The sequence below is a fragment of the Candidatus Hydrogenedens sp. genome (assembly GCA_035378955.1).
GTDB lineage: Bacteria > Hydrogenedentota > Hydrogenedentia > Hydrogenedentales > Hydrogenedentaceae > Hydrogenedens.
Window position 1 is genome coordinate 12,626 of sequence record DAOSUS010000033.1, and the last position, 21,099, is coordinate 33,724.

The 21,099-nt window shown below is 37.3% G+C and carries 15 protein-coding genes and 1 pseudogene; 6 read left to right on the forward strand and 10 right to left on the reverse strand.

The annotated features are described in order from the left end of the window. Window positions 1–74: 74 nt before the first annotated feature. The 5 genes from PLA12_08260 to PLA12_08280 all read right to left on the reverse strand — a co-directional run bounded on the left by PLA12_08260 (window position 75) and on the right by PLA12_08280 (window position 6,119). A complete protein-coding gene (locus PLA12_08260) occupies window positions 75–911 on the reverse strand; it encodes a ThuA domain-containing protein (protein ID HOQ32493.1) in 837 nt (278 codons plus the stop codon). 18 nt (window positions 912–929) lie between these two features. After that, window positions 930–1,523 carry a YkgJ family cysteine cluster protein gene (locus PLA12_08265; protein ID HOQ32494.1) on the reverse strand — a complete coding sequence of 198 codons (594 nt, stop codon included), beginning with the start codon at window positions 1,521–1,523 and terminating at the stop codon, window positions 930–932. 352 nt (window positions 1,524–1,875) lie between these two features. Next, window positions 1,876–2,820 carry a thioredoxin-disulfide reductase gene (gene trxB / locus PLA12_08270; protein ID HOQ32495.1) on the reverse strand — a complete coding sequence of 315 codons (945 nt, stop codon included), beginning with the start codon at window positions 2,818–2,820 and terminating at the stop codon, window positions 1,876–1,878. A 71-nt stretch (window positions 2,821–2,891) separates the two neighbouring features. Continuing rightward, window positions 2,892–4,205: a DegT/DnrJ/EryC1/StrS family aminotransferase gene (locus PLA12_08275; protein HOQ32496.1), complete on the reverse strand. Its 1,314-nt coding sequence runs from the start codon at window positions 4,203–4,205 to the stop codon at window positions 2,892–2,894. 123 nt (window positions 4,206–4,328) lie between these two features. Continuing rightward, complete coding sequence (locus PLA12_08280) at window positions 4,329–6,119, reverse strand: glycoside hydrolase family 127 protein (protein ID HOQ32497.1); 1,791 nt, start codon at window positions 6,117–6,119, stop codon at window positions 4,329–4,331. 276 nt (window positions 6,120–6,395) lie between these two features. On the opposite strand from PLA12_08280, the gene PLA12_08285 reads away from it, so the two are divergent. The 4 genes from PLA12_08285 to PLA12_08300 all read left to right on the forward strand — a co-directional run bounded on the left by PLA12_08285 (window position 6,396) and on the right by PLA12_08300 (window position 12,199). Then, the gene (locus tag PLA12_08285) at window positions 6,396–8,003 is read left to right on the forward strand and encodes a sodium/solute symporter (protein ID HOQ32498.1); all 1,608 of its coding nucleotides are present in this window, start codon (window positions 6,396–6,398) and stop codon (window positions 8,001–8,003) included. 92 nt (window positions 8,004–8,095) lie between these two features. Continuing rightward, complete coding sequence (locus PLA12_08290) at window positions 8,096–10,060, forward strand: metallophosphoesterase family protein (GenBank protein HOQ32499.1); 1,965 nt, start codon at window positions 8,096–8,098, stop codon at window positions 10,058–10,060. A gap of 32 nt (window positions 10,061–10,092) precedes the next feature. Next, window positions 10,093–10,986 carry an NAD(P)-dependent oxidoreductase gene (locus PLA12_08295; GenBank protein ID HOQ32500.1) on the forward strand — a complete coding sequence of 298 codons (894 nt, stop codon included), beginning with the start codon at window positions 10,093–10,095 and terminating at the stop codon, window positions 10,984–10,986. Between the two features lie 4 nt (window positions 10,987–10,990). Then, window positions 10,991–12,199, forward strand: coding sequence for a DegT/DnrJ/EryC1/StrS family aminotransferase (locus tag PLA12_08300; protein HOQ32501.1), 1,209 nt, complete (start codon window positions 10,991–10,993; stop codon window positions 12,197–12,199). Window positions 12,200–12,329: 130 nt separating this feature from the next. Here PLA12_08300 and PLA12_08305 read toward each other — a convergent pair whose 3' ends face one another. The 4 genes and pseudogenes from PLA12_08305 to PLA12_08320 form a co-directional block, all read right to left on the reverse strand. Continuing rightward, a complete protein-coding gene (locus tag PLA12_08305; protein ID HOQ32502.1) occupies window positions 12,330–13,772 on the reverse strand; it encodes a GLUG motif-containing protein in 1,443 nt (480 codons plus the stop codon). A 379-nt stretch (window positions 13,773–14,151) separates the two neighbouring features. Further along, window positions 14,152–14,640, reverse strand: a complete 489-nt coding sequence (locus tag PLA12_08310) for a cytidine/deoxycytidylate deaminase family protein (GenBank protein HOQ32503.1) — start codon at window positions 14,638–14,640, stop codon at window positions 14,152–14,154. Between the two features lie 118 nt (window positions 14,641–14,758). Beyond that, window positions 14,759–15,676, reverse strand: a complete 918-nt coding sequence (locus PLA12_08315; protein ID HOQ32504.1) for a response regulator — start codon at window positions 15,674–15,676, stop codon at window positions 14,759–14,761. Continuing rightward, window positions 15,677–17,728: pseudogene (locus PLA12_08320) on the reverse strand (ATP-binding protein). It abuts the gene before it with no gap. Window positions 17,729–18,113: 385 nt separating this feature from the next. On the opposite strand from PLA12_08320, the gene PLA12_08325 reads away from it, so the two are divergent. Beyond that, complete coding sequence (locus PLA12_08325) at window positions 18,114–19,967, forward strand: hypothetical protein (GenBank protein HOQ32505.1); 1,854 nt, start codon at window positions 18,114–18,116, stop codon at window positions 19,965–19,967. Window positions 19,968–19,993: 26 nt separating this feature from the next. Next, window positions 19,994–20,464: a CYTH domain-containing protein gene (locus tag PLA12_08330; protein ID HOQ32506.1), complete on the forward strand. Its 471-nt coding sequence runs from the start codon at window positions 19,994–19,996 to the stop codon at window positions 20,462–20,464. A 53-nt stretch (window positions 20,465–20,517) separates the two neighbouring features. Here the strand turns inward: PLA12_08330 and PLA12_08335 are convergent. After that, the coding region (locus tag PLA12_08335) for a hypothetical protein (protein HOQ32507.1) at window positions 20,518–21,099 on the reverse strand (582 nt) is incomplete at its 5' end.

Below are 21,099 nucleotides of genomic sequence, written 5' to 3' on the forward strand. Positions count from 1 at the left end.
TAGGAATAATACGCCCTCTGTTTTTTTATGTTAGACATGTCAATCCTGTCCAGCAGGTTTGATAAAAATGCGATTTATTTTTCTGGAACGACCTGACGGAAATTAGGTTCTGCTTTTGTTTCTCCTTGACCACTCGCCCAGAGGATATTTGCTTTTAACAATTCTTGATATTCTTTGCTATCCCATACATCCTCTCGATGTCCTAAGCCATTATAAACTACCCGCCCTTTACCATTCACAGAACACCAGACAATTGGATAATTCGGTATGTTATATATTTCTTGCTTTTCCCGTTCTGCTCCCGGATTTAGCAATACAAGTACATGCATTGTATCTTTATTAAAATTTTTCATAATATACCATTCTTCTTCTGTTTCCCACCCATCAGGAAAGTTTCCTAAAGCGGGATGCCCTTTGCTCACAATTTCCAATTTCCCTTTGAATTGTTTGCCATGTTTTAAAAACTCTCCACCTAACATTTTTACATATTCACTTACTTTATCCCCTTCGGAATGAAAACTATCATTCGCAGGATGAATGCCCACAAAACCTCCTCCGTTTTGTATCCATTGAATTAATTCTTGTTCCCCTTCAGGTTTCATAGGAGCTTGCCCATCGGTGCCGGCTTGTCTCAAATCGCCTGAAGTATAAAATATGACCACATTGTAATTCTTCAAATTTTCCGCATTGATTTTCGAAGCGTCTTTTGTGCATTCTACCTGCCAACCATTTTTATTTCCCAATTCCACAAGGATTTTTTCGGAATAAGATAGTTGGTTACCTTCTCTTTTCACAACGCTATGCTCAAAGCCTGAAGATTTAGTCAGGTATAAAATTTTTAATGGTTCTGCATACAAGTTCGCAGAAAGTAACATTGTTAAAACCACTGCACTAATCAATAATGTTTTCATATCTTGGCTCCTTTTAACCTATTTTTGATGATTGTTGAATTTACAAACTTTCTTTTTCTTATTACTTATTATCACTACGAACAGGTCAACAAAATCAAATGGCTTTTTTCCTTTTTTATTCGGGTTATTAAAAAATGCAACCAAGTCTTGATAGTCTTCTTGATGTTTTTGTTCCTCCTCCCAGATTTTCGCTAAATAGTCTGTATATACAATCCCATCACGATGTTTGGGACAACCCACATCCTTGTGTAATGAAAAAGAATGAACTTTTCCAGTTCGGGTTTGTCTTAATTTAAATGGAAATAATCGGCACAATAAGGGTCTATGCTCATATATCTTACAAATTCCCTTTTTGCTATCTCGAAAGAAACAACCTTTCTTCGTTCTTTTTAGGGTCATTAAATATTTCTTATTGCCAATCTTTAACCAGGTTGGGTCTGATTTATTAACCCCCTGAATTTCTTCAGGTTCGATGAAACTCAAAAACTTTTTTGGGGGAATATGTGTTGCCTGAACAATACGGCATATATCATAAGGAGTAGGACAACAGATTACATCGGTACAGCAATGACCACAATGATGACAGCGGAAACGAACAAATTTCTTTCCCATAAATTGAAATTATATCCTGAATTTCGTTATTGTGTTATAGTGAATCAAAACAGGAGAACTCTATGACATTTGAATCATTAATTGTTTATTTAGTTGAATCACTGATGAATATTTTGTATTTTATTTTTGTTATTCTGGATACATTCCTTGCTATATCAGAATAATAAAAAATAAAATATTTGATAAAATCTTAACATATTTGTAATTTTTAAGGTATAATTTAAATAAATATAACTCAAATTTAGGAACGAAGTTTATGGATTTTTTATTGGTTCTCGACGCTATATTGCAAATAATCAACATTATCGAGGCTTTATTCCGTCTTGCTGGACTTTTTGGTTCAGGGGCATAATTACTCCTGCGATTCCAACCAGCGTGTTGCTTCAATAGCCGCCATGCAACCACTACCTGCGGCTGTTATTGCCTGCCGATAATAGGAATCCTGAACATCACCGCATGCAAATATACCTTCTATATTGGTTGCGGTTCTATTCGGTTTTGTAATGATATATCCCTGTTCGTCTAAATGGAGAACGCCCTTGAATAAATCTGTATTGGGCTTATGTCCAATAGCACAGAAATAACCAGAACACGGGATTTCCCGTATTTCTCCTGTTTGCACATTTTTCAAAAGGACGCCTGTAACTCCATCCTTGTCATTCCCTAAAATATCTTCGACTACGGAATTCCATTCTACAATAATTTTCGGATGGGCAAGAACACGGTCTGACATAATTTTACTGGCACGGAACTTATCTCTGCGATGGACGACATGCACTTGTGATGCAAATCGCGATAAGAACAGGGCTTCCTCCATAGCACTATCGCCACCTCCTACTACAACTACGGGCTTGTTTCGAAAACGAGGTAACGCTCCATCACAAGTAGCACATGCAGATACACCCCGATTAAGAAATTTCTGTTCTGCAGGCAATCCTAAATATCGGGCACTGGCACCTGTAGCAATAATAATAGATTTCGTTTCTATTTTTTCATTACCTGCAAATACTATAAAGGGATATGTATTCAAATCAACTGCTGTCGCTGTTTTATACTCAAATCGTGCCCCGAACCGTTCTGCTTGTTTTTTCAAGTCTGCCATTAGTTGTTGCCCGGATACTCCTTCGGGATAGCCTGGAAAGTTTTCGACTTCGGTTGTGGTCATTAATTGTCCGCCGGGCAGAATTTCTCCACTGGGTTCACCCTCTAACACAAGTGGGTTTAAATTAGCACGGGCTGTATATAATCCTGCGGTGCAACCTGCAGGACCACCACCTAAAATGACAACATTTTCCATACAAAAGGACTCCCTTCTCATGTAAATTCATATATAAAACAAAAATTCGTTTTGCAATATTTCCTGTTCGTTTACACGGCTAATGGTCTGTATTTTCTTCCACCGCCGGCTTGGATTTTACGCACTTCGGAAATATTATCCACCACCTTCTTCACGGCTTCGGCTACCTGGTCCATCACCGCACGCGGATTCATCAGCATAACATGGTGAACAACAATACCACTGCGGGTATGAGCATTTGTGCATACAGGTAATTTGAAGCGTTTGGGATCAATGGCTTTCCAGTATTCATCATTTAATTTGTGGCGTTTTTTGGTAAGAGGTTTATACAGCCCACAGGCGTTTAGTGGTTCATACGGAGGTTCAAAGGCATCTCCAACGCTTAATTCCGCATTGAGTGCCGCACAGAACTGGGCATTTGTTACCTTTAATTCTTCGGTGTCAATTCGGAATGCAAAATTGAAATAACTTTGCTGGGTAATTTGTGGTCTTCGTATCATCGGCTTGATGCCTGGTATTTTAGCAAGAAGTGAATTTAAGTAGATGGCATTTGCATCGCGGAATTTTACTTGCTTATCCAATCGTGATAGACCTCCTAATAATATAGCAGCCTGCCATTCTGTAAGGCGGTAATTCCCTGATTGCAAAGTTTTATCCATACCCACAGGTTTCTTTAATCCAAAAACAGCAGGAGACGCAGGATAAGGTCTTCCACAATTTCTTAAACTGTAAATCTTATAGAAAACATCTTTAGTCTTACACATATTAAAACCCCCTTCTCCGCAGGATAGCACTTTCGATTCTTGAAAACTCCATGAACTCACATCGCCAATAGAACCGACCCCTTTCCCTTTCCAGAAAGTCCCATGCTGATGGGCACAATCTTCAATCAGGAACAATTTATGCTTTTTGCAAATTTTCTGCAAACGGTCTAAATCTGTTGTTGACCCATAGAGATGAACCACAATAACGGCTTTTGTTTTTGGTGTTATGTTGGCCTCGAGTGCGTCCAAATCCAGACACCATGAATCAGGTTCAATATCAGTTAATACAGGTACAGCATTAACATCTAAACACGCCGCCGCAGTGGCCTGCCAGGTCATTCCCGGAACGATTACTTCATCGTAGGCACCGATACCTAATGCTTCCAGTGCTAATTGGATGCCCACGGTTCCGTTAGCACAACAAAGGCCATAATTGGCACCTTGATATTTGGTAAATGCTTCCGCAAATTTCCATTCATATTCACCGTCAAAAGACCACCGATTAGAAAGTGTTATTTTCTTTACCAGTTCTGCATCTTTTTTGTCACTGATAGGCCAGGTTGCCAATTTCTGATTTTTCGAACGAACAGGTTTACCACCAAAAATCGCTAATTTTGACATAGATTGCACTCCTTATTATTTTTAGTTTTTACTTAATTTCCGAAACAACTATAAAATATCTAAAAAGCATAACATTTTAGAACAAAATATTTCCATTTCGACTTACAAAAAAAGTATTCTATCCTATTGTTCCACTTTGGCAATAAACCAAAATGAATAAGTAGATTCTATGTTACGACTGCGTTCAGAAATGGGGGTCAAAGTCACTTTGCATAACTCGGAAAATCCTGAGTGTCGATAGGGCAAAGTAAAACGCGGACCGGATTGTAATGGGGAACGGATTTCATCATCGAAATGAATTTGTTGTTTTAGTTCTTGAACCGTTGCTGGCAAAAAGATAATATTATCAGAATAAGGCTCTCCATGAAACATGGGATTTTCCATAGCATTGACACCTACAAGCCATGGTCCAATAAACAAGGCTACCTTTTGGGGTGTTGATAACTGGTCTATTGTAATCTCTTTATTTTCAGAATTTAATATCTTTACTTTAGGCTGAATTTTTAAGGTAATTCTATCTCCTTTTGCCCACACGCGCTTTATAGATATGGCACCCGGGTCGGAACTGGTTAATTCAGGCTTTTCGTTAATGATAACTTCTATAGTTTCTGCCCAGGACGGATGACGAATAACAAGTGTACATTCATTTTCAGACACGGTGAGCCAATCAATATGATAATTAAAAGTGCCACCCTGTCCACCTGTGCGGTGTGTTTTAATAGCGAGATTTTCCGCATAGTATTCACCACTGAGGAAAAAGTTAATTCGTATTTTCCCAGGAGCAGGACTATTGACCACATATTGCTTTAGGTCATGCATGGCCCGCAATCCATGCATAGAGCAACACCACCAGGCACGACCGGGACCCGGTGAAGATACATAGCCCCAACCATCAAAGGTATGATGTCCAAAATCGCCTGTCTCGAATTGATTGGCAAAGAGACTATTGAAAAGACAGCGTTCCGCATATTCTAAATATTTTTCATTATCGGTGGCTCTCCACAATTGTAAGCACCAACGGAAGAAGTCTGCTTCAGAACAGCCTTCGTCCCGTGGGTAAGTTTTATCGAAATATTCTGCAACGCCACCGTTGGTTTGTATCCATCCTTCTTCAACTAATTGTGCAAATCGTTTTTCATTTCTTGCAAGAATGCCTGCATCGTGGGTTGTTTCCCATATTAACATGTCTCCGCGTAAGGTGGTAATATAACCATGGGAATGTTGTTTTAACGGGTCTTGTAATAAGGGCTCCATTTTCGTTGCGATTTCACGATATTTTGTCTCTCCGGAAGCACGGGCTAACAATTCAAGACCTTCACTCCATTGGGTAAAACAGATAAAACCATTGGCAGCCTGATGAACCAATCGCTGGATAACTTCTGGCTGGGAACATTCATCAAAGATTTTAATGAAGAAATCGCCCATCTTTTTGCATGTGTCTAATATAACAGGGTCCTTTTTCTCCTGATAGTAACTTACTAATCCGACAAGAAGTCTACCATTACCCCAGAGTAAAGCCATGTGTTCTCGACCTATCTGGTCCTTAGTAAAAACAAGTTCTGGATAACCAAATCGCCCATCTTCTCTTTGACATAGAAGAATTTCATGAGCGATACGGTCTGCCCATACTTTATAATAGTTGTTTCGTGGTTCTACCGAGATGGCTTCTAAAAATCTTCCGGAGATATCTCCACTAAATTCCTGAAAACGACGGGGACAGGCAGGGTCCAGTCGAACATCCTGTAATATAAAGGCATCTGTAAATGCGGGGTCTTGAACAAAATCAAATCGGTCCTGCACCCATAAAATACGCTTTTCCAGTTCACCCTTTGGGAAAAAAGAACTATTATCTGCCCAGATTATTGTTTGAGTTAAAAGGGTAGCCATAATCAGAAAAAAACTTGTCTTAACCATAAAGATTGTTCTCCATTGGATTTATTATTCTTTTTTTGCTCTTTTATTTTTGCATATTTATTGGCTCTATTTCATAATTCATACCAATAAGATAAATGATATGGTAGCATAGACATTCTTGCTTGTGTATCTCTATTGGTAAATTGTAATTTTAGACAATAATATTGTGTCCTTATTTGCCTTAGATATTTAAAACTATGTAGAGTAATTATATATTCTCCGTAAATTATTTTTAGGCTATTAAATATTAATTGCAAATTTTGTGAGGAGATATTCATGTCTCAGTTTACTTTGATTGATTGGATTGTATTGGTCGTATACTTTTTGGCTATGGCGGGAATGGGTCCTCTTTTCGCTCATCGTGGTAAAAGTACGGAGGGCTATTTTCTTGGAGGTAGGTCTTATCCTGGCTGGCTTATTGGTTTGTCTATGTTCGCTACAAGTATTAGTTCTATTACTTTCGTAGCCTATCCGGCGGATGCCTATAAAACAGCCTATTTACGCTTTTTATTGTGCCTCATGCTTCCGGTGGGTGTGTATTTAGCCAGTTTGATATTCTTGCCCTTTTACCGCAAAGCAGGAATTGTATCAGCCTTCGAATATCTTGAAGGACGGTTTGGACCCGGTACCCGTGCTTATGCGGCAACGGCTTTCGTTATTGGGCAACTAATTCGAATTAGTCTAATTCTGTATCTTGTAAGTTTACTTGTCTATGAGATGACACACTTAAATCCGTATTTATGTGTTCTTATTGGTGGAGTGGTTACCTCGTTTTACACTGTATTGGGTGGTATTGAAGCGGTTATATGGACGGATTTTATTCAATCATTTCTATTATGGGCAGGTGGTTTTGTGTGTTTGGGAATGGTTTTATATAGCATTCCCGGAGGATTAAGCACTGTTATCCGTGAAGCCATGGCAGACGGAAAATTTATGTTAGGAGATTTAAATCCGGCTACGGGTGCTTTGGAACCTGCAAAATGGGGTTTTTCTCTCACAGAGAAAACAATACTTATGCTCCTTATTATGGGAGTTGCCCAATGGTTAACGGAATATAGCAGCAATCAGAATGTAATACAAAAATATGTCGCAACGAAGAGTGAAAAAGATGCTTTCAGTGCTATATGGATATGCTGTCTGTGTAGTGTCCCGACCTGGGGCTTTTTTATGTTTTTAGGGACAAGTTTATATGTATATTATAAAATTTTCCCCGACCCACAGGCTCAAGCAATGCTCACAGGACAATTAAAGGCTGAACAGATTTTGCCTTATTTCGTAATTAAGGTGTTACCAACAGGACTATCAGGATTGGTAATTGCAGGGGTTCTCGCAGCGGCGATGTCTTCGTTGTCTTCCAGTATTAATGCTATTTCAGCCGTAAGTATCGTGGACATATACAAACGGCACTTGGTAAAGGGGCATTCTGACCAACATTATGTATGGGCAGCAAAAGCCATATCCATTATTAGTTCTTTAATTATGATTGGAGGTGCTTTTCTCCTTTTAATAGCGGAAAGCAAAACGCTACAGGATACCGCAACAAAACTTGCATCCATCACAGGTGGAGGGCTTTTGGGGCTATATGTGTTAGGTTTCATGACCAAACGAGGAGATGGAAGGGCTGTATTTGTCGGTATTATTTTTACCGTTTTGTTTTCTACTTATATTAGTTTGATAGAGTTAAAGATTATTACAAAAGACTTATTCTTAAATTGGGGGTTATCCGAAAGTTTAAGTAAGTTTCTTGCACAACCGATGGATACTTATTATGCAGGTCTAACAGGAAATATCCTTATCTTTGTTATCGCTTATGTTTTGGCAATTACCTTATTACCTGAAAAGCCAAGAGATTTAAAAAACCTGACTGTGTGGACACGCAATTGAGATATATTGTAGGTAATAGCAACAAATATGTTTTTAAGGGGTTTAATTTAATAAAAAAATAAACCCTGCAAATAGTTTGAAGGATTTTTATAATGGAAAAGACATTTTTAACAAGGCGTGATTTTCTTTCTACCACATGTATTCTGGCTTCGATGGGTCCGTTATCTTTTATCCGCTCCACTTATACGGATACGGAACCCAGAATAGATACGGGAAGTCTTAAAGGCTTTATTATTTCGGATGCTCATTTGGGTTGGAATAATCCTAAACAACCATCTGTAGAAATATTAAAGGAAAATCTACAAAATATATTAAGTGCTTTCCCCGATTTAAATCTGGTTATTGACACAGGAGATGCCCATCATAATACAGCAAAAGAAGAAAATCTTGCGGAATGGGTGCAGGTCATTTCAGAAGGTTGTGGTGCCGTGCCTCTTTTTTATGTCCCGGGTAATCACGAAATCTCGCACAATAACCGCGAGAACAGGGAATTGCGTTCGGCACACATGGGTAGTTTACCATGCAGACCTTATTACAGCTTTAGTTTGAGAGGAATTCATTTCATATCTTTACCTCAAATGATGAGTGCAAATTATGTCTCTCAGGAAGCCCTGGAATGGGTTCGATTAGACTTGAAAGCCCATAAGGATGAGACAACCCTAATCCTCAGTCATAATGCCCTCAAAGGGACAACATGCCCAGGTGATGATACTGGTTACCGTATGGTTGCCAATTCTGAAGAGATTATATCATTGCTTCGTGATAATCCGCAGGTTATCCTCTGGATGCACGGACATAACCATACTTGGGAAATTACACCTCGCTGGCAGAAATGGTTTGTATCAAATGGAAGATTTGGAGGTTTCCCTCCTCAGGAGGCTTTTGGAGGCGAACGCATTGGAGGTATCTACTTTGAAATAAATAGAGAAGGTATTCATATCCGAGCATGGAGTAGTTCCGATAAAAAATTTTTTGATGAGATAGATACAAAGTATCAACACTTAAATGGTTCTATTCCTACCTCTACTTCTTATGATATTAATAAATTACCTTCTATTGCTTATGGGGTTGGGTTAAGCCGTAATGGACAAAAAACGCCAGTGTATAGGCATTATATCGGGAAGGATGTTCAAACACAGGTATTTTTTATGGGTGTTGATGATGTGTGGTTTAATGAGAATTCAAACCTGACTGCTTATGGAGAACGCCCTTCGGGAGGGAAAATGTTGCCGGCTATAGATGTCATTCCGTATGGGAACAAAAAGGAAATTCAATGGCAATGGGACAATCCGGGATTACTCCTTTCGTTAGGAAACGGTTCTGCCGGGGTTATGACCCCACGGAGAGGTGACGCTCAATTTGCATATTATCCCACAGCCCCAAAAGAAAAATATATAGCACATTTGCGAGCCTATGCTCATTCCGCAGGCACGGAGGTATATATTGTTTGGAGGATTTGTCAAAGTAATGGAACATTATTACTGGAAAAGCAAGAGGATATATCTTTGCTTGAGAAAGGATACAATAATGTTTTTTCAAAATTTGAGGTTCCAGAATTCCCAAATGTAGAGACAGTTCATACAAACGAAAACAGCGATTTACAATTACTCATTTCTGCAGAAAGTGTCTTTCGAAATACCGGGGAAGGTGTGAGGGTGGAACAATTACAAATAAAAATGGACAAAGCGGAACTGTTTACAAAAAATCCCGGGGTTATCATCGGGGGTAATACTTATTCGCATAATGGAATACTAAAGGCAGGTGAGTTTGTAGAGCTGCCAATCTCTACAACTACAAATTCTCGGTTCGTTGTAAAATCTATTGCTGAAGGAAATGGTTTGGTTACTTATTTAGTAAAGGAAACAGGTGTTGAATTTCAGGTAAGAAATGCAACTATTGATAAAAAGGATAACGCTTACCATATTGGTTTGCTCCGTTCTCAATTTGGAGCCTATAAACCTGCAATAGCCATAGCACCATTAGTAAAAACGGAAATTGAACCATTTGTAAAACAAATCCAGAATATGCAAGAATTCCGATTTACCTCATCTGCATGAAGTAAAAACAGTAAAACATAGGGAAAAATGATATGAAGCTTATTATTACAGGTGGAAGTGGTTTCGTTGCTGGAAGTATTTTACGCCAGATACCACATGAAATAGAAGCATATGCACTTTCGAGACAGGATAAACCTGAGGCGTTACCTGAACATATTCAATGGATAAAAGTTGCAACAGATGATAAAGAGACCTGGGCAGATATCATTTTAAGAATTCAACCGAATGTAATCATACACACATCTGCTATGGCGGATGTTGATGAATGTGAAAAGCAGCCAGATTTTGCATGGGAAGTAAATGTAGGTTTAACCCGCGCTTTATTAAAATCTGCGGAAAAATTGTCCTGCCGTTTTATTTATTGTTCTACAGATACAGTATTTGATGGCAAAAAAGGAATGTATACAGAAAACGATGTGCCGTTACCGTTGAACCACTATGCAAAAACAAAGGTTCAGGCAGAAAATGATGTATCACAAGCAAAAACCTCATGGGTTATTGCAAGATTGTCGCTGGTAATGGGTTTTCCTATATTGGGTGTAGGCAACTCGTTTTTGGCTCGAATGCAAAAAAGAATAGAGGAAGGAAAATCGGTTCCTATGCCAGAAGATGAGTTTAGAACTCCTATTGATGTTATTACTGTAGGTAAGGCTTTGATTGAATTGGCTCAAAACACATTTGAAGGGGTTATACATTTAGCGGGAAATGAAAGAAGTTCTCGATACAATATGGCAAAGATTATCGCACGCGAAATGAATTGGGACGAAACATTAATTCATCCATATATTATTACTGATTCTTTAAGGGCTCCGCGTCCTAAAGATGCTTCATTATCTAATGCCCTTGCAAAATCTATATTAAGAACTCCTTTTTATGGTATTGCAGATGGAATAAGACTTGTTAAAAATTTTACAACGAAAGGATAAAACAATGGCACCTTATGATTTGGAAATTCGTTTTGGGACTGTGTATGGGACTGAAGAGGAAGAAATGGTGTTGCGTATTCTCCGTGAAAAGGCACCTACTTGTAGTGAGTATTGCTTAGAGTTTGAGAAAGAATTTGCGAAGTATATGGGTTGCAAGTATGCTCGCACAGTCTCCAATGGAACCGCAGCCTTTTTCTTATCCATGTTAGCCTTAGGTGTGCGTCCGGGCGTGCGCGTGCTTACAACACCGATTACATGGATTGCTACTCCTGCTTCGGCTGCTACTTTAGGTGCGGAAGTGGACTTTGTGGATGTGGATATTGAAACTTATAACATGGATATTTCAAAAGTGGAAGAAAAACTGACAGAAAATACAAAAGTAATAGCACCGGTTCATTTGTATGGTTTACCTGTGGATATGGACCCCTTACTTCAACTGGCTAAAAAATACAACTTTTCCATAGTAGAAGATGCCTGTCATGCAATCGGGGCTGAATATAAAGGAAAGAAGACAGGGAATATCGGGGCTCTGGGCTGTTTCAGTTTCCATGAACAAAAGAATATCTCTACCTTAGGTGAAGGAGGGATGGTTACAACATCAGACCCCGAATTGTTTGAACGCGTCTCTTTATATCGTTCCCATGCTACACGAGTTTACGCCCCTACTACAAAATATTGTTTGCTCGATGAAACCAAATTCCCCAAGGGTAAAAAATTCTGGTGGCAGGATTTTGATGACTGTGCTTACAATTTCCGAATGACCGATATTCAAGCAGGAGTAGGGATTATACAACTGAAAAAGTTAGATACACTGAACAAAAAACGACAGGAAAATGCAGAATATCTAACACAGGCACTAAAAACAATTCCTGGAATTATTACACCCAAAGTTCCTCCTAACTGTAAACATGTATTTCATTTATACCCCATTCGAATTATCCCTGAAGAATTTGGAATGTCCAAAGAAGATTTATTATGGGTCATGAAAGAAAAATATAACATCAAATTAGGCATTCACTATATCCCATTACACTGGAGCACGGCTTTCCAAAAACGAGGCTTTAAACGAGGACAATTCCCCGTCGCTGAAGAATTGGCACAGACATTAATAACCTTGCCCGTTCATCCCCGTTTGACCCATGAAGCACTCGATTATCTCGTAGATACCCTTGCCGAAGTTAGCAAATCTGCCCGTGAAAATAAAAGCAGATAATTTACAAAAGGTAATAAATTTTTAAATATTCATTAGATTTCTTGTTATTAAAATCGAAAAGTTATAGGACATAAGTAATAGATTTATGGAATAAATGCTATGCGTTATCTATATCTGAAAAATTTTTAAGTTAAGGAATATAAAGAAAATTGGGATAGTTCTCTAACCAGGTAAAATAAGGATAGGTATTTCCTTCTTCTATTTTCCAAATCTTTTCAAAATCCCATCCCAAAGATACAAAAGTGCATTTCTCTTTCATCTCCAATGGGGATTTTCCTACGCCCGTAGAGGGCAAGATAAACCCTGAACTATTTAACTCCCAAACACAATTTTCTACATTACCTTTATTATTCCCTACAAGTTCACCATTTAATATTTTGATATATTCTCTTTTTGTTAATACCCCAATACAATAGCAATTACAAACAGAAGTATCATTAACTCCGACTAACCCTCCAATAACATCATTTCCTTTCACATCACCTGTAAAAAAGCAATCTTCTAAAATACCGTAAGTTTCAACCTGATTTTTATTTTCATTTGCAAAGATCGCTTTTGTATTTTCACCTGCTAAACCTCCTATTTTAGTCATTCCCCGCACTTCGCCTGTTGCAAAACATTCCTTTACCTCGCCCAAATTAATGCCAATCAAACCGCCAACAGATTGTTCTCCCCAGGCATTAACAACGGAATATGACCTGGAAATAGTCCCAAAGTTTTTTCCAACCAAACCACCTAAAACACTTCCTCCCCTTATCTGAACATCAGAAAAGCAATCTTTTATTATTCCTTTATCGTTGTTAACAGATACCAATCCGCCCATCCCTTCTATATATCCACCTCCGTATGTACCAAAGATACACCCCGAAAAAAAACTATGCTCAATGAGACCTTTGTTAGAATGCACCAATCCCCCTAAGTTATATACGTAGAATTTTTCACATGTCAAAGAACAGTTTCTTATTTCACCAAAATTTTGCACAGCCAAGCCACAAGTATTTTGAAAATTACCCGAGCCATCTAATTCCCCCCATACATGAACATTTTCTATCTTGCCAAAATTAAAACGGGTTACCACACATATATCACAAAAGCATCCATAAATATAGATATTTTCTAATATCAAATTTTTAACACAGCCTCTTTGGCTAATTTCATAGAATAAGCCTAATGGATATAATTTGGATATTAAACTTTCAAACTCCCTCTTTGTAGACGGAAGAACTCCCTTCCCAATTAAATTATTCATATATAAATTCACAATTTTGTGACCATTCCCATCAAACACCCCTTCAAATGGTTGATATTTGTAGTCAAACTTACTCCTTACCCAACCTGTGACTCCTGTAAACTCTCTTAAACCGATAGGACGGAAACCTCTGCCGTTATTCCAATATCTTGTTTGAAATGCATCAATATCCTGCATAAGGATATAATTTCCATCGAGGGGATAATCCGGGTCAATTCCTATTTTTTGAACCTGTTCAATGGTTAATAAAGGTATAGCATCAGACCACAAAGAAAATGGAAAAGCAAATAGTATAATAATCCCTAATTTTGCTATTTTTTTCATAAAAGATGTTCTCATAGGATTACATTTTCTTTCTCTAAATAATTATTTAATCTCTCATCTATAAAAAATCTTGACTTTCATATATCTGAATTTATTATATATACTCCAACAAATTCATTCAATAAAAATCCAACTTAATATGATAATTATTATAAATCGAACCCTTAAAAAACTATACAAATAGAATTGAAGAATAGATGTAGGAGGTAAAGATAATAGAAATAAAGGCAGTAGCAAGGAAATTTGATGAATCAGCTGGGCAGCAATGTATATCTATAGGTGTTATATCTGTAGTAAAGAAAATGTAAGACAAAATAATTGAAAATAGAATAATATAATTAAATGTAATAGTTGTTTGAAAAATAATTTTCTACTGTTTCTATTGCTTTTCGTAAGTTTCAGTTTCATCAGGATAGACATATTCGAGTTGGATTCCTGCCTGACGAAACATTTCTTCTGATTCACTTCCTGCGTGATATCGTTTTTCACAGACAACACGGACTATCCCACAATTGATTATTAACATGGCACAGGTGCGACAGGGTGTCATCTTACAATACAGAGTTCCTCCTTGAATGCTAATCCCTAATTTTGCCGCCTGACAAATAGCGTTTTGTTCTGCATGTACGGTGCGAACACAATGCTGGGTTATCGTTCCATCTTCATGAATAACTTTTTTCATCTGATGTCCAACATCGTCGCAATGAGGAAATCCCACAGGTGAGCCGACATATCCCGTTACCAGTATCTGTTTATCTCGGGCTATGACACAGCCACTTCGCCCACGGTCACATGTGGCTCGTTTGGCGATGGTGCGAGCAACTTCCATAAAATATTCATCCCAGGTAGGCCTTTTGTAATCACTCATTTTGTTTATCTCCCTATATGGAAAAGAAATAGTATTTTAGATAGAAGTTAATATGCCATAATCAGGGAAATTATGGCAAATAGAGGTGTAATTTTTTGTTTATCTACCTGGAAAGAGATTAGGAAGAGACACCTTTGGTTTCAAGTTCTTCCCAATGTATATGTTCTAATATAGATTTTATTTCACCAAATTCTTTTCGTAGGGCATTTATATTTGATGGGATATTATCAATAAGGCCTCCCCGAAGTTCCTGTTCCATTGTTTGTATGATATAGGCAAATTTTCGAACGCCAATAGACGCTGAAGAACCGGCTAAAGAATGAACCAGATGAAGCAATTCTTCATAATTTTTTTCGTCATACGCTTTTTGTATTTCCTCAATTCTTGTAGGTGTGTGTTGTAAAAATATTGTGCTAATACGCTGCACAGTTTTCGCTTTGCCCCCCATAATATTTAACGCTTGTTTTAAGTCGAATGTGGGTAATGTGGTAATATCGACAATTTCTATTTCTCGTGGCTGTTCATCAGTTATTTCACGAGTTATATCTGTTTCTGGTCTACCAATCCACTTTTTTAATATTTCAAGGACCTTTGCTGTTTCAATAGGTTTTGATAGATAATCATCCATTCCTGCGGAGATACATCGTTCTCGGTCACCACTGAGAGCATGAGCCGTAAGTGCAATAATAGGAACATGTTTTCCTGTGGGCTCTATACTTCGTATTTCTCGTGCTGCAGTAAAACCATTTACACGAGGCATTTCACAATCCATAAAAATTAAATCGAACTTTTTCCGTTTAAACCATTCGATGGCTTCTTGCCCATCAACTGCTATCGTAATTTCACACCCCATGTCTCGTAGTATTTCAATAGCTACCTGTTGATTGACAAAATTGTCTTCTGCTAACAAAATCTGGGAATTAAAAAAAGGCTGTTCTTTTTGTGTATGTCTTTGTTCAATAATAGTGTGACGGGTGATAAGGGTGGGTTGTTCTCCTTTGAGATGCGATAACCAGATTGTTGCCAGAGCATCCATTAATTCGCTTTGGCGGATAGGCCGTGTCAGGTAGCCTGAAAATCCCAAATCAAACAAACGGCGAGCATCTCCTTTCATTCCAAAAGGAGTAATAAGAACCAAAACCGTGTCTTTTGTTTGTTCATTTTGTTTAATAGCCCTACCTAAGGATTCCCCTTGTATGCCGGGCATCTGGTCATCAATAAGGCATATCTGATAGGGATTACCTTTTTCAACACCTATTTTCAAGTAATTTAATGCCTCTACACTTGAACCTACGGTATCTACTTGCATATTCCATGACTGAAGTTGCTCCGCAAGAACATTGCGATTGATGGGGCTCTGGTCAACAATCAATACGCGGATACCGCGTAAAGATTCCTTATAAGAGGCGTAAGAAGGTGATGGCTGTGTAGTATCTATTGGTAATACAAGAGAAATGGTAAAACAGGTTCCTTCCTTCTCCCGAGAACGAACGGTTATAGAACCTTTCATTGCATCTACAATAAGTTTACAGATGGCTAAACCTAAACCCGTACCTCCATATTGTTTTGCAATGAGAGCGTCTGCTTGCTCATATCATTCAAAGATAGATTCTAATTTTTCTTGCGATGTCCCAATCCCTGTATCTTCTACCTTAATCGAAATAGCCGCTTTATCTTCTGTAATCCCATCTAAATCTACAACTAACAATACATGTCCCTGATGTGTAAATTTTATTCCATTACTAATTAAATTAGTTATCACCTGTCGGATTCGTCCTGCATCTCCCACAAACCTTCGTGGACAATTAGGAACATATCGGAAATAAAGGTTAATTCCTTTTCCATGTGCTAATGGAGACATTAACTCGATTACTTCTTCACATACAATTTGTAAGTCAAAAGGAGCCGGTTCAATTTCAATATGTCCTGCTTCTATTTTTGAATAATCCAGAATGTCTCCGATAAGCCGTAATAGAGATTGTCCAGAACGATAAATGGTTTCCACTTGCCGTCTTTGAGAGTCTGTTAATTCCGAACCTAACAAAATCTCGGACATTCCTAAAATGCCTGTCATAGGTGTGCGTATTTCATGACTCACATTTGCCAGGAAATCACTTTTTATTTGTGCTTTCAACTCTGCCTGTTCTTTTGCTTTTTTAAGTTCACTTTCCGCGCGGATTCGTTCCTGAATCTCCTTTTGCAAAAGTTCTGATGTTCTCCGATGTTCTTCAATCTCTTCTTGTAATTCCTTTGTTCGTATGTCTATTTTTTTCTGTAAATCGACATTCGCTTCTTTTAGTAATTGTTCTTTGGTTTCTATCTGATGAAGCATTTCATTAAATTCATCCGTTAAAATTCCCAATTCATTTGTTGCAATTTTGGAGGCACGAACCGAATAATCCTTCTCCTCTGAAATGCGTTTTGCCAACCGTGAAAGGTGCTCTATGGGACGGGAGATAGCCCGATGGAGTTTGGTAGAAACGAAAAACGCAATTAGAGAAGAAAAAATCAGAACGCTGGATATTCCAACGCCGAATATTAAAAGTCGTTGGTAGTAAATATTTTTATCTGTGGCTAAAAATAATACAGGAACATCTTCAAAAAGTTGTCCCGTATTTGCTGTAATAAACCTTTCTTCTTCTTTTGTAATAGGACAAAAGAGACAAAAATAATTCCAATAAGTAGTTTGAGATTGGGAAAGAGATGGGCTTATTGGAAAGATTGAAGTATTTTTCTTTCTCGAATACCGGGCGATTATTTTCCCTTTTTTATCATAGACACATGCAATTGAAACCCGTTCATTATCTTTTAACAATAGGTTTAACTCATGTTCTATCTGTTCGGTTGTTATGTCGTCTTTGCTCAGGAATTCCGAAAGATGAGTATTTAAATGTTGAGCGGTTATTTTTAGTTCGGTTTGCAAAGTATTTTTTAAGAAGGCAATGTCAAAAATGTAGAAGATAGTGCAAGTTATAAATAATGCAATAAAAGTGGGAACCAGTGAAAGTATAAAAAGTTGTTGAACAATAGGTAAACTCTTGTAGAAGGAAGCAAATCGGTTGCGGATATTTCTTAATAATTTAGGCATTTTATTCTGGTGATTAAATATACCTTGTTAATAACTTAAAAATATGTATATATGTATTATACAAAAAATGGGGGTAAAAAATAAATTTTTGTTTAAACAATTATTTATATTAATTTCTCAAAATATTTCGGTAATTGCGGATTATTCGGCAATAATAAATTGCTATTTTGAATTTTTTTTAAAATTAAATCAGTCTTTATACTGTAAATTTGGACTAACAGTATTGATATTTATGGGGTTTTCTTTACAAAAGTTTATGTGTTATATTACCATTTTAGTTAAAGCCATTAATATTCCACCCTGTTTTTTCAAATAAATAAGGTAATGTATTATAATATCTATCATTTTCATCTTAACTAATTACATAGAAGGGAAAGTCCTGTTCATGAGGTCTATTTTTATTCTGTTATTTATTTCTCTTTGTTTATCTACTTATACCTTTGCTCAGACCGCACAATTAGGTGCTAAATTAGAAGGAAAATCATCCATGCGTCTTGCAATTGAAAAGATAATCTATCGTCCTGCGGAATGGGAAAAGGAAAAAGTAAAGGAGTTTGAAAGTGATATCGTAAATAAAGGTGGTCTGGTTCACATATATTATCGTAATGTTTCAAATGACCCTGTGCGAATTCGTTATTGGCGTTGGAATAGAAAAGACCGTTCCTACTGGGTCTTAAATCATTTTATTGCATGGGACAGATACATCAATCAAACTGTTCAGCCCGGTGAATTGGGTGTATTAGAAATAAATGGAGTATCTGAAGACTTTGCTCCGGGGACAAAATTTTCCTTGCAATTCATAGATGAGCGTTCGCGATTATGTGCTACAACAGAAGGAACTTTATTAGTTGAACCTCTTCGAATTACATATATCCATGTGTTGCCAGAAATGAGAGAAATAAATATTTTCCTTCACAATTTTTCAAAAGATACTTATCAGATAGCCAATACTTTATTTTCTCCGCAAAATGAAATGGCTGTAGATTGGAATGTAAAAGAATTAGCACCTGAAGGAATGGCAATTGCTAAAATTCAACTTTCTCAACCTATGAGTTCTGGAACATGGTTTATAGCAGGGATAGAAGTATCGAAAGATAATGGTAAAACAAAGGAATTATATTTCGCTCATCGCCGTGCTTTCGAAGATTTCTTTCCCATTGGTGTTTGGTCTAATAGTTTAGAAACATACGAAACATTGTATAACTTACATGTAGATACCATGGTGGAAGGAGATAAAAAAGACAAGCCCTATTTTACGGAAATTGCTCCAAAATACGGTTTTCGGGCGATGGTTCATACGGGCGTTCCTTTGAATATAGATGTTGTCCGTGAATTTTCAGGTCATCCCCATGTTATATGCTGGATGTTACAGGATGAACCTGATTGGTCAATCCCGGCAAATATCATGTTCCATGTAAATCAACAATTGTGCCAATACGACAATACAAAACCGACCTTTATTACTCTATGTAGAAATATTAAATTTTTTGAATATGCTTCAATATGTGATATTCCTTGTCAAGACCATTATTCCGTAACAGCTCCATCCAGTAGTAAATGGCCTAAGCCCTATGGAACTCGACTGGAAGAAACCGCATATTATACGCATGACCTAAAGATAGCCTCTGAACCGAAACCGATTTGGATATGGAGTCAGGCGATTGCAGATTGGGATGAACGACCCAAACGACCTGTGCCAACTCCCGAAGAGTTAGGTGCTCAATTGGTGCTAAATCTGGGCAGAGGAGCCAAAGGAATTCTCTGGTTTAATCATGAAAAACATATAGCCGAAAAATATCCTGAATTGGAACGGGCTATGCAGGGTTGGGGTAGAGTTATGAGCCTATTACGAAATTATTTTCTATCTTCCGACACAATCTCATTCAAAGGGTCTGCACCAGAAAATGTAGACATAGCCCCCTTACAAGGAAGGGATTTTATGATATTATGTATTACAAATTTAGATTACGAAATACATCCTGAAGCCTATCCATTCAAAGAAAAGAAAGACCTAAAAATCAATATAAATATCCCATTTCAAGGGCAGTCGCTACTTGAAATTCGACCTCAGGGAATTACGGATTTGAAAGCAAACTGGGGTAAAGAAACTTCGTTTGTTTTACCGGAATTAAAATCGGAAACGATTGTTTTTATTCATACGCAACCAGATATCGGAAAACAGTTAAAATCGCAATGGGATGAAATTGTATCTAAAGAGATTAAATCGTTAGATAAGTAACAATTTTATATCTATGCAATTTTAAGATGAAAAAAGAAATTGAACATAAATTTTTAGTTATTTCTGATGAATGGCGTTCTTTTATTATCCAATCTATTCCGATAAAGCAAGCATATATTTATACAGGACCTCCACTCGCAGTTCGCGTTCGTATTGAACCGAATAAATGTACATTGAACCTGAAAAAAGCGATTATAGCCACAACACGGGATGAATATGAATATCAAATTCCTGATGAAGATGCAGAAGAATTAATGAAAAACTATATTACTGGATATATTATTGAAAAGGTTCGACACATTGTTTTTTATAAAGGGCAACGATGGGAAATAGATGAATTTTCGGGAGCCAATAATGGCTTGATTGTTGCAGAAATAGAGTTAAAAAATGAAGAAGAAAAAATAATTATTCCTCCCTGGTTAGGAAAAGAAGTAAGTCACGATAAAAAATACCTCAATACATCCCTGGCTCTTTTACCCTATTCTAAATGGCAATAAAAATCGCACAAATTGAATATAAATTTGCACGATTATAAAGCAAAAAAAATAGATTAAAAGAAAGCACTTACCAGAGTTGCCACACAAGAAACAACAGGTTCTGTTCCAGGAACAACTGCATCATTAGGATTGCTGTCTGGAATATATCTTACAAATTCAACATGTCCATCCATGTAAAGGACATTACATCCACCGGGAATATGATTAAATAAAGGTTGACTTGCAGAAGGAGTAGCAAATGTATCCAGCATAATCCATACGGAACTCTGATTGTTTTTACCTCCTGCTGGATTGTTAATATCTGTCAACAGAAATCGTTCTATCCCTTCGCGTAATCGGTATACAACATTTCCTCCTCCATTTCCATATCCTGTCCAGGGAGCGTAAATTTTAGCATCGTTATCAAATACTTTCATTAAACCTTTAGGGTCAACGCCATTAGAATAATCCACAATGTTTTGAGTATGGTCATTAAACAAACCGTCCAGTGTGGCACCAAACTGTATAGGTCCCATTGCTGTTGGGTCAAAATCAAGTCTGGTTGCTAATACACCAAAAAGAAGAAAACTTCCAATAGGCATACTTGGTTTGAAATTATCAAAAACCCAACCAAAATAAGCATAACTTGCATCAAT

Coding starts and splice junctions, on each gene's coding strand:
- trxB (HOQ32495.1), bottom strand. CDS start 2,820: ATGGAAAATGTTGTCATTTTAGGTGGTGGTCCTGCAGGTTGCACCGCA.
- PLA12_08260 (HOQ32493.1), bottom strand. CDS start 911: ATGAAAACATTATTGATTAGTGCAGTGGTTTTAACAATGTTACTTTCT.
- PLA12_08285 (HOQ32498.1), top strand. CDS start 6,396: ATGTCTCAGTTTACTTTGATTGATTGGATTGTATTGGTCGTATACTTT.
- PLA12_08280 (HOQ32497.1), bottom strand. CDS start 6,119: ATGGTTAAGACAAGTTTTTTTCTGATTATGGCTACCCTTTTAACTCAA.
- PLA12_08325 (HOQ32505.1), top strand. CDS start 18,114: ATGAGGTCTATTTTTATTCTGTTATTTATTTCTCTTTGTTTATCTACT.
- PLA12_08305 (HOQ32502.1), bottom strand. CDS start 13,772: ATGAAAAAAATAGCAAAATTAGGGATTATTATACTATTTGCTTTTCCA.
- PLA12_08300 (HOQ32501.1), top strand. CDS start 10,991: ATGGCACCTTATGATTTGGAAATTCGTTTTGGGACTGTGTATGGGACT.
- PLA12_08330 (HOQ32506.1), top strand. CDS start 19,994: ATGAAAAAAGAAATTGAACATAAATTTTTAGTTATTTCTGATGAATGG.
- PLA12_08310 (HOQ32503.1), bottom strand. CDS start 14,640: ATGAGTGATTACAAAAGGCCTACCTGGGATGAATATTTTATGGAAGTT.
- PLA12_08295 (HOQ32500.1), top strand. CDS start 10,093: ATGAAGCTTATTATTACAGGTGGAAGTGGTTTCGTTGCTGGAAGTATT.
- PLA12_08315 (HOQ32504.1), bottom strand. CDS start 15,676: ATGGATGCTCTGGCAACAATCTGGTTATCGCATCTCAAAGGAGAACAA.
- PLA12_08275 (HOQ32496.1), bottom strand. CDS start 4,205: ATGTCAAAATTAGCGATTTTTGGTGGTAAACCTGTTCGTTCGAAAAAT.
- PLA12_08265 (HOQ32494.1), bottom strand. CDS start 1,523: ATGGGAAAGAAATTTGTTCGTTTCCGCTGTCATCATTGTGGTCATTGC.
- PLA12_08290 (HOQ32499.1), top strand. CDS start 8,096: ATGGAAAAGACATTTTTAACAAGGCGTGATTTTCTTTCTACCACATGT.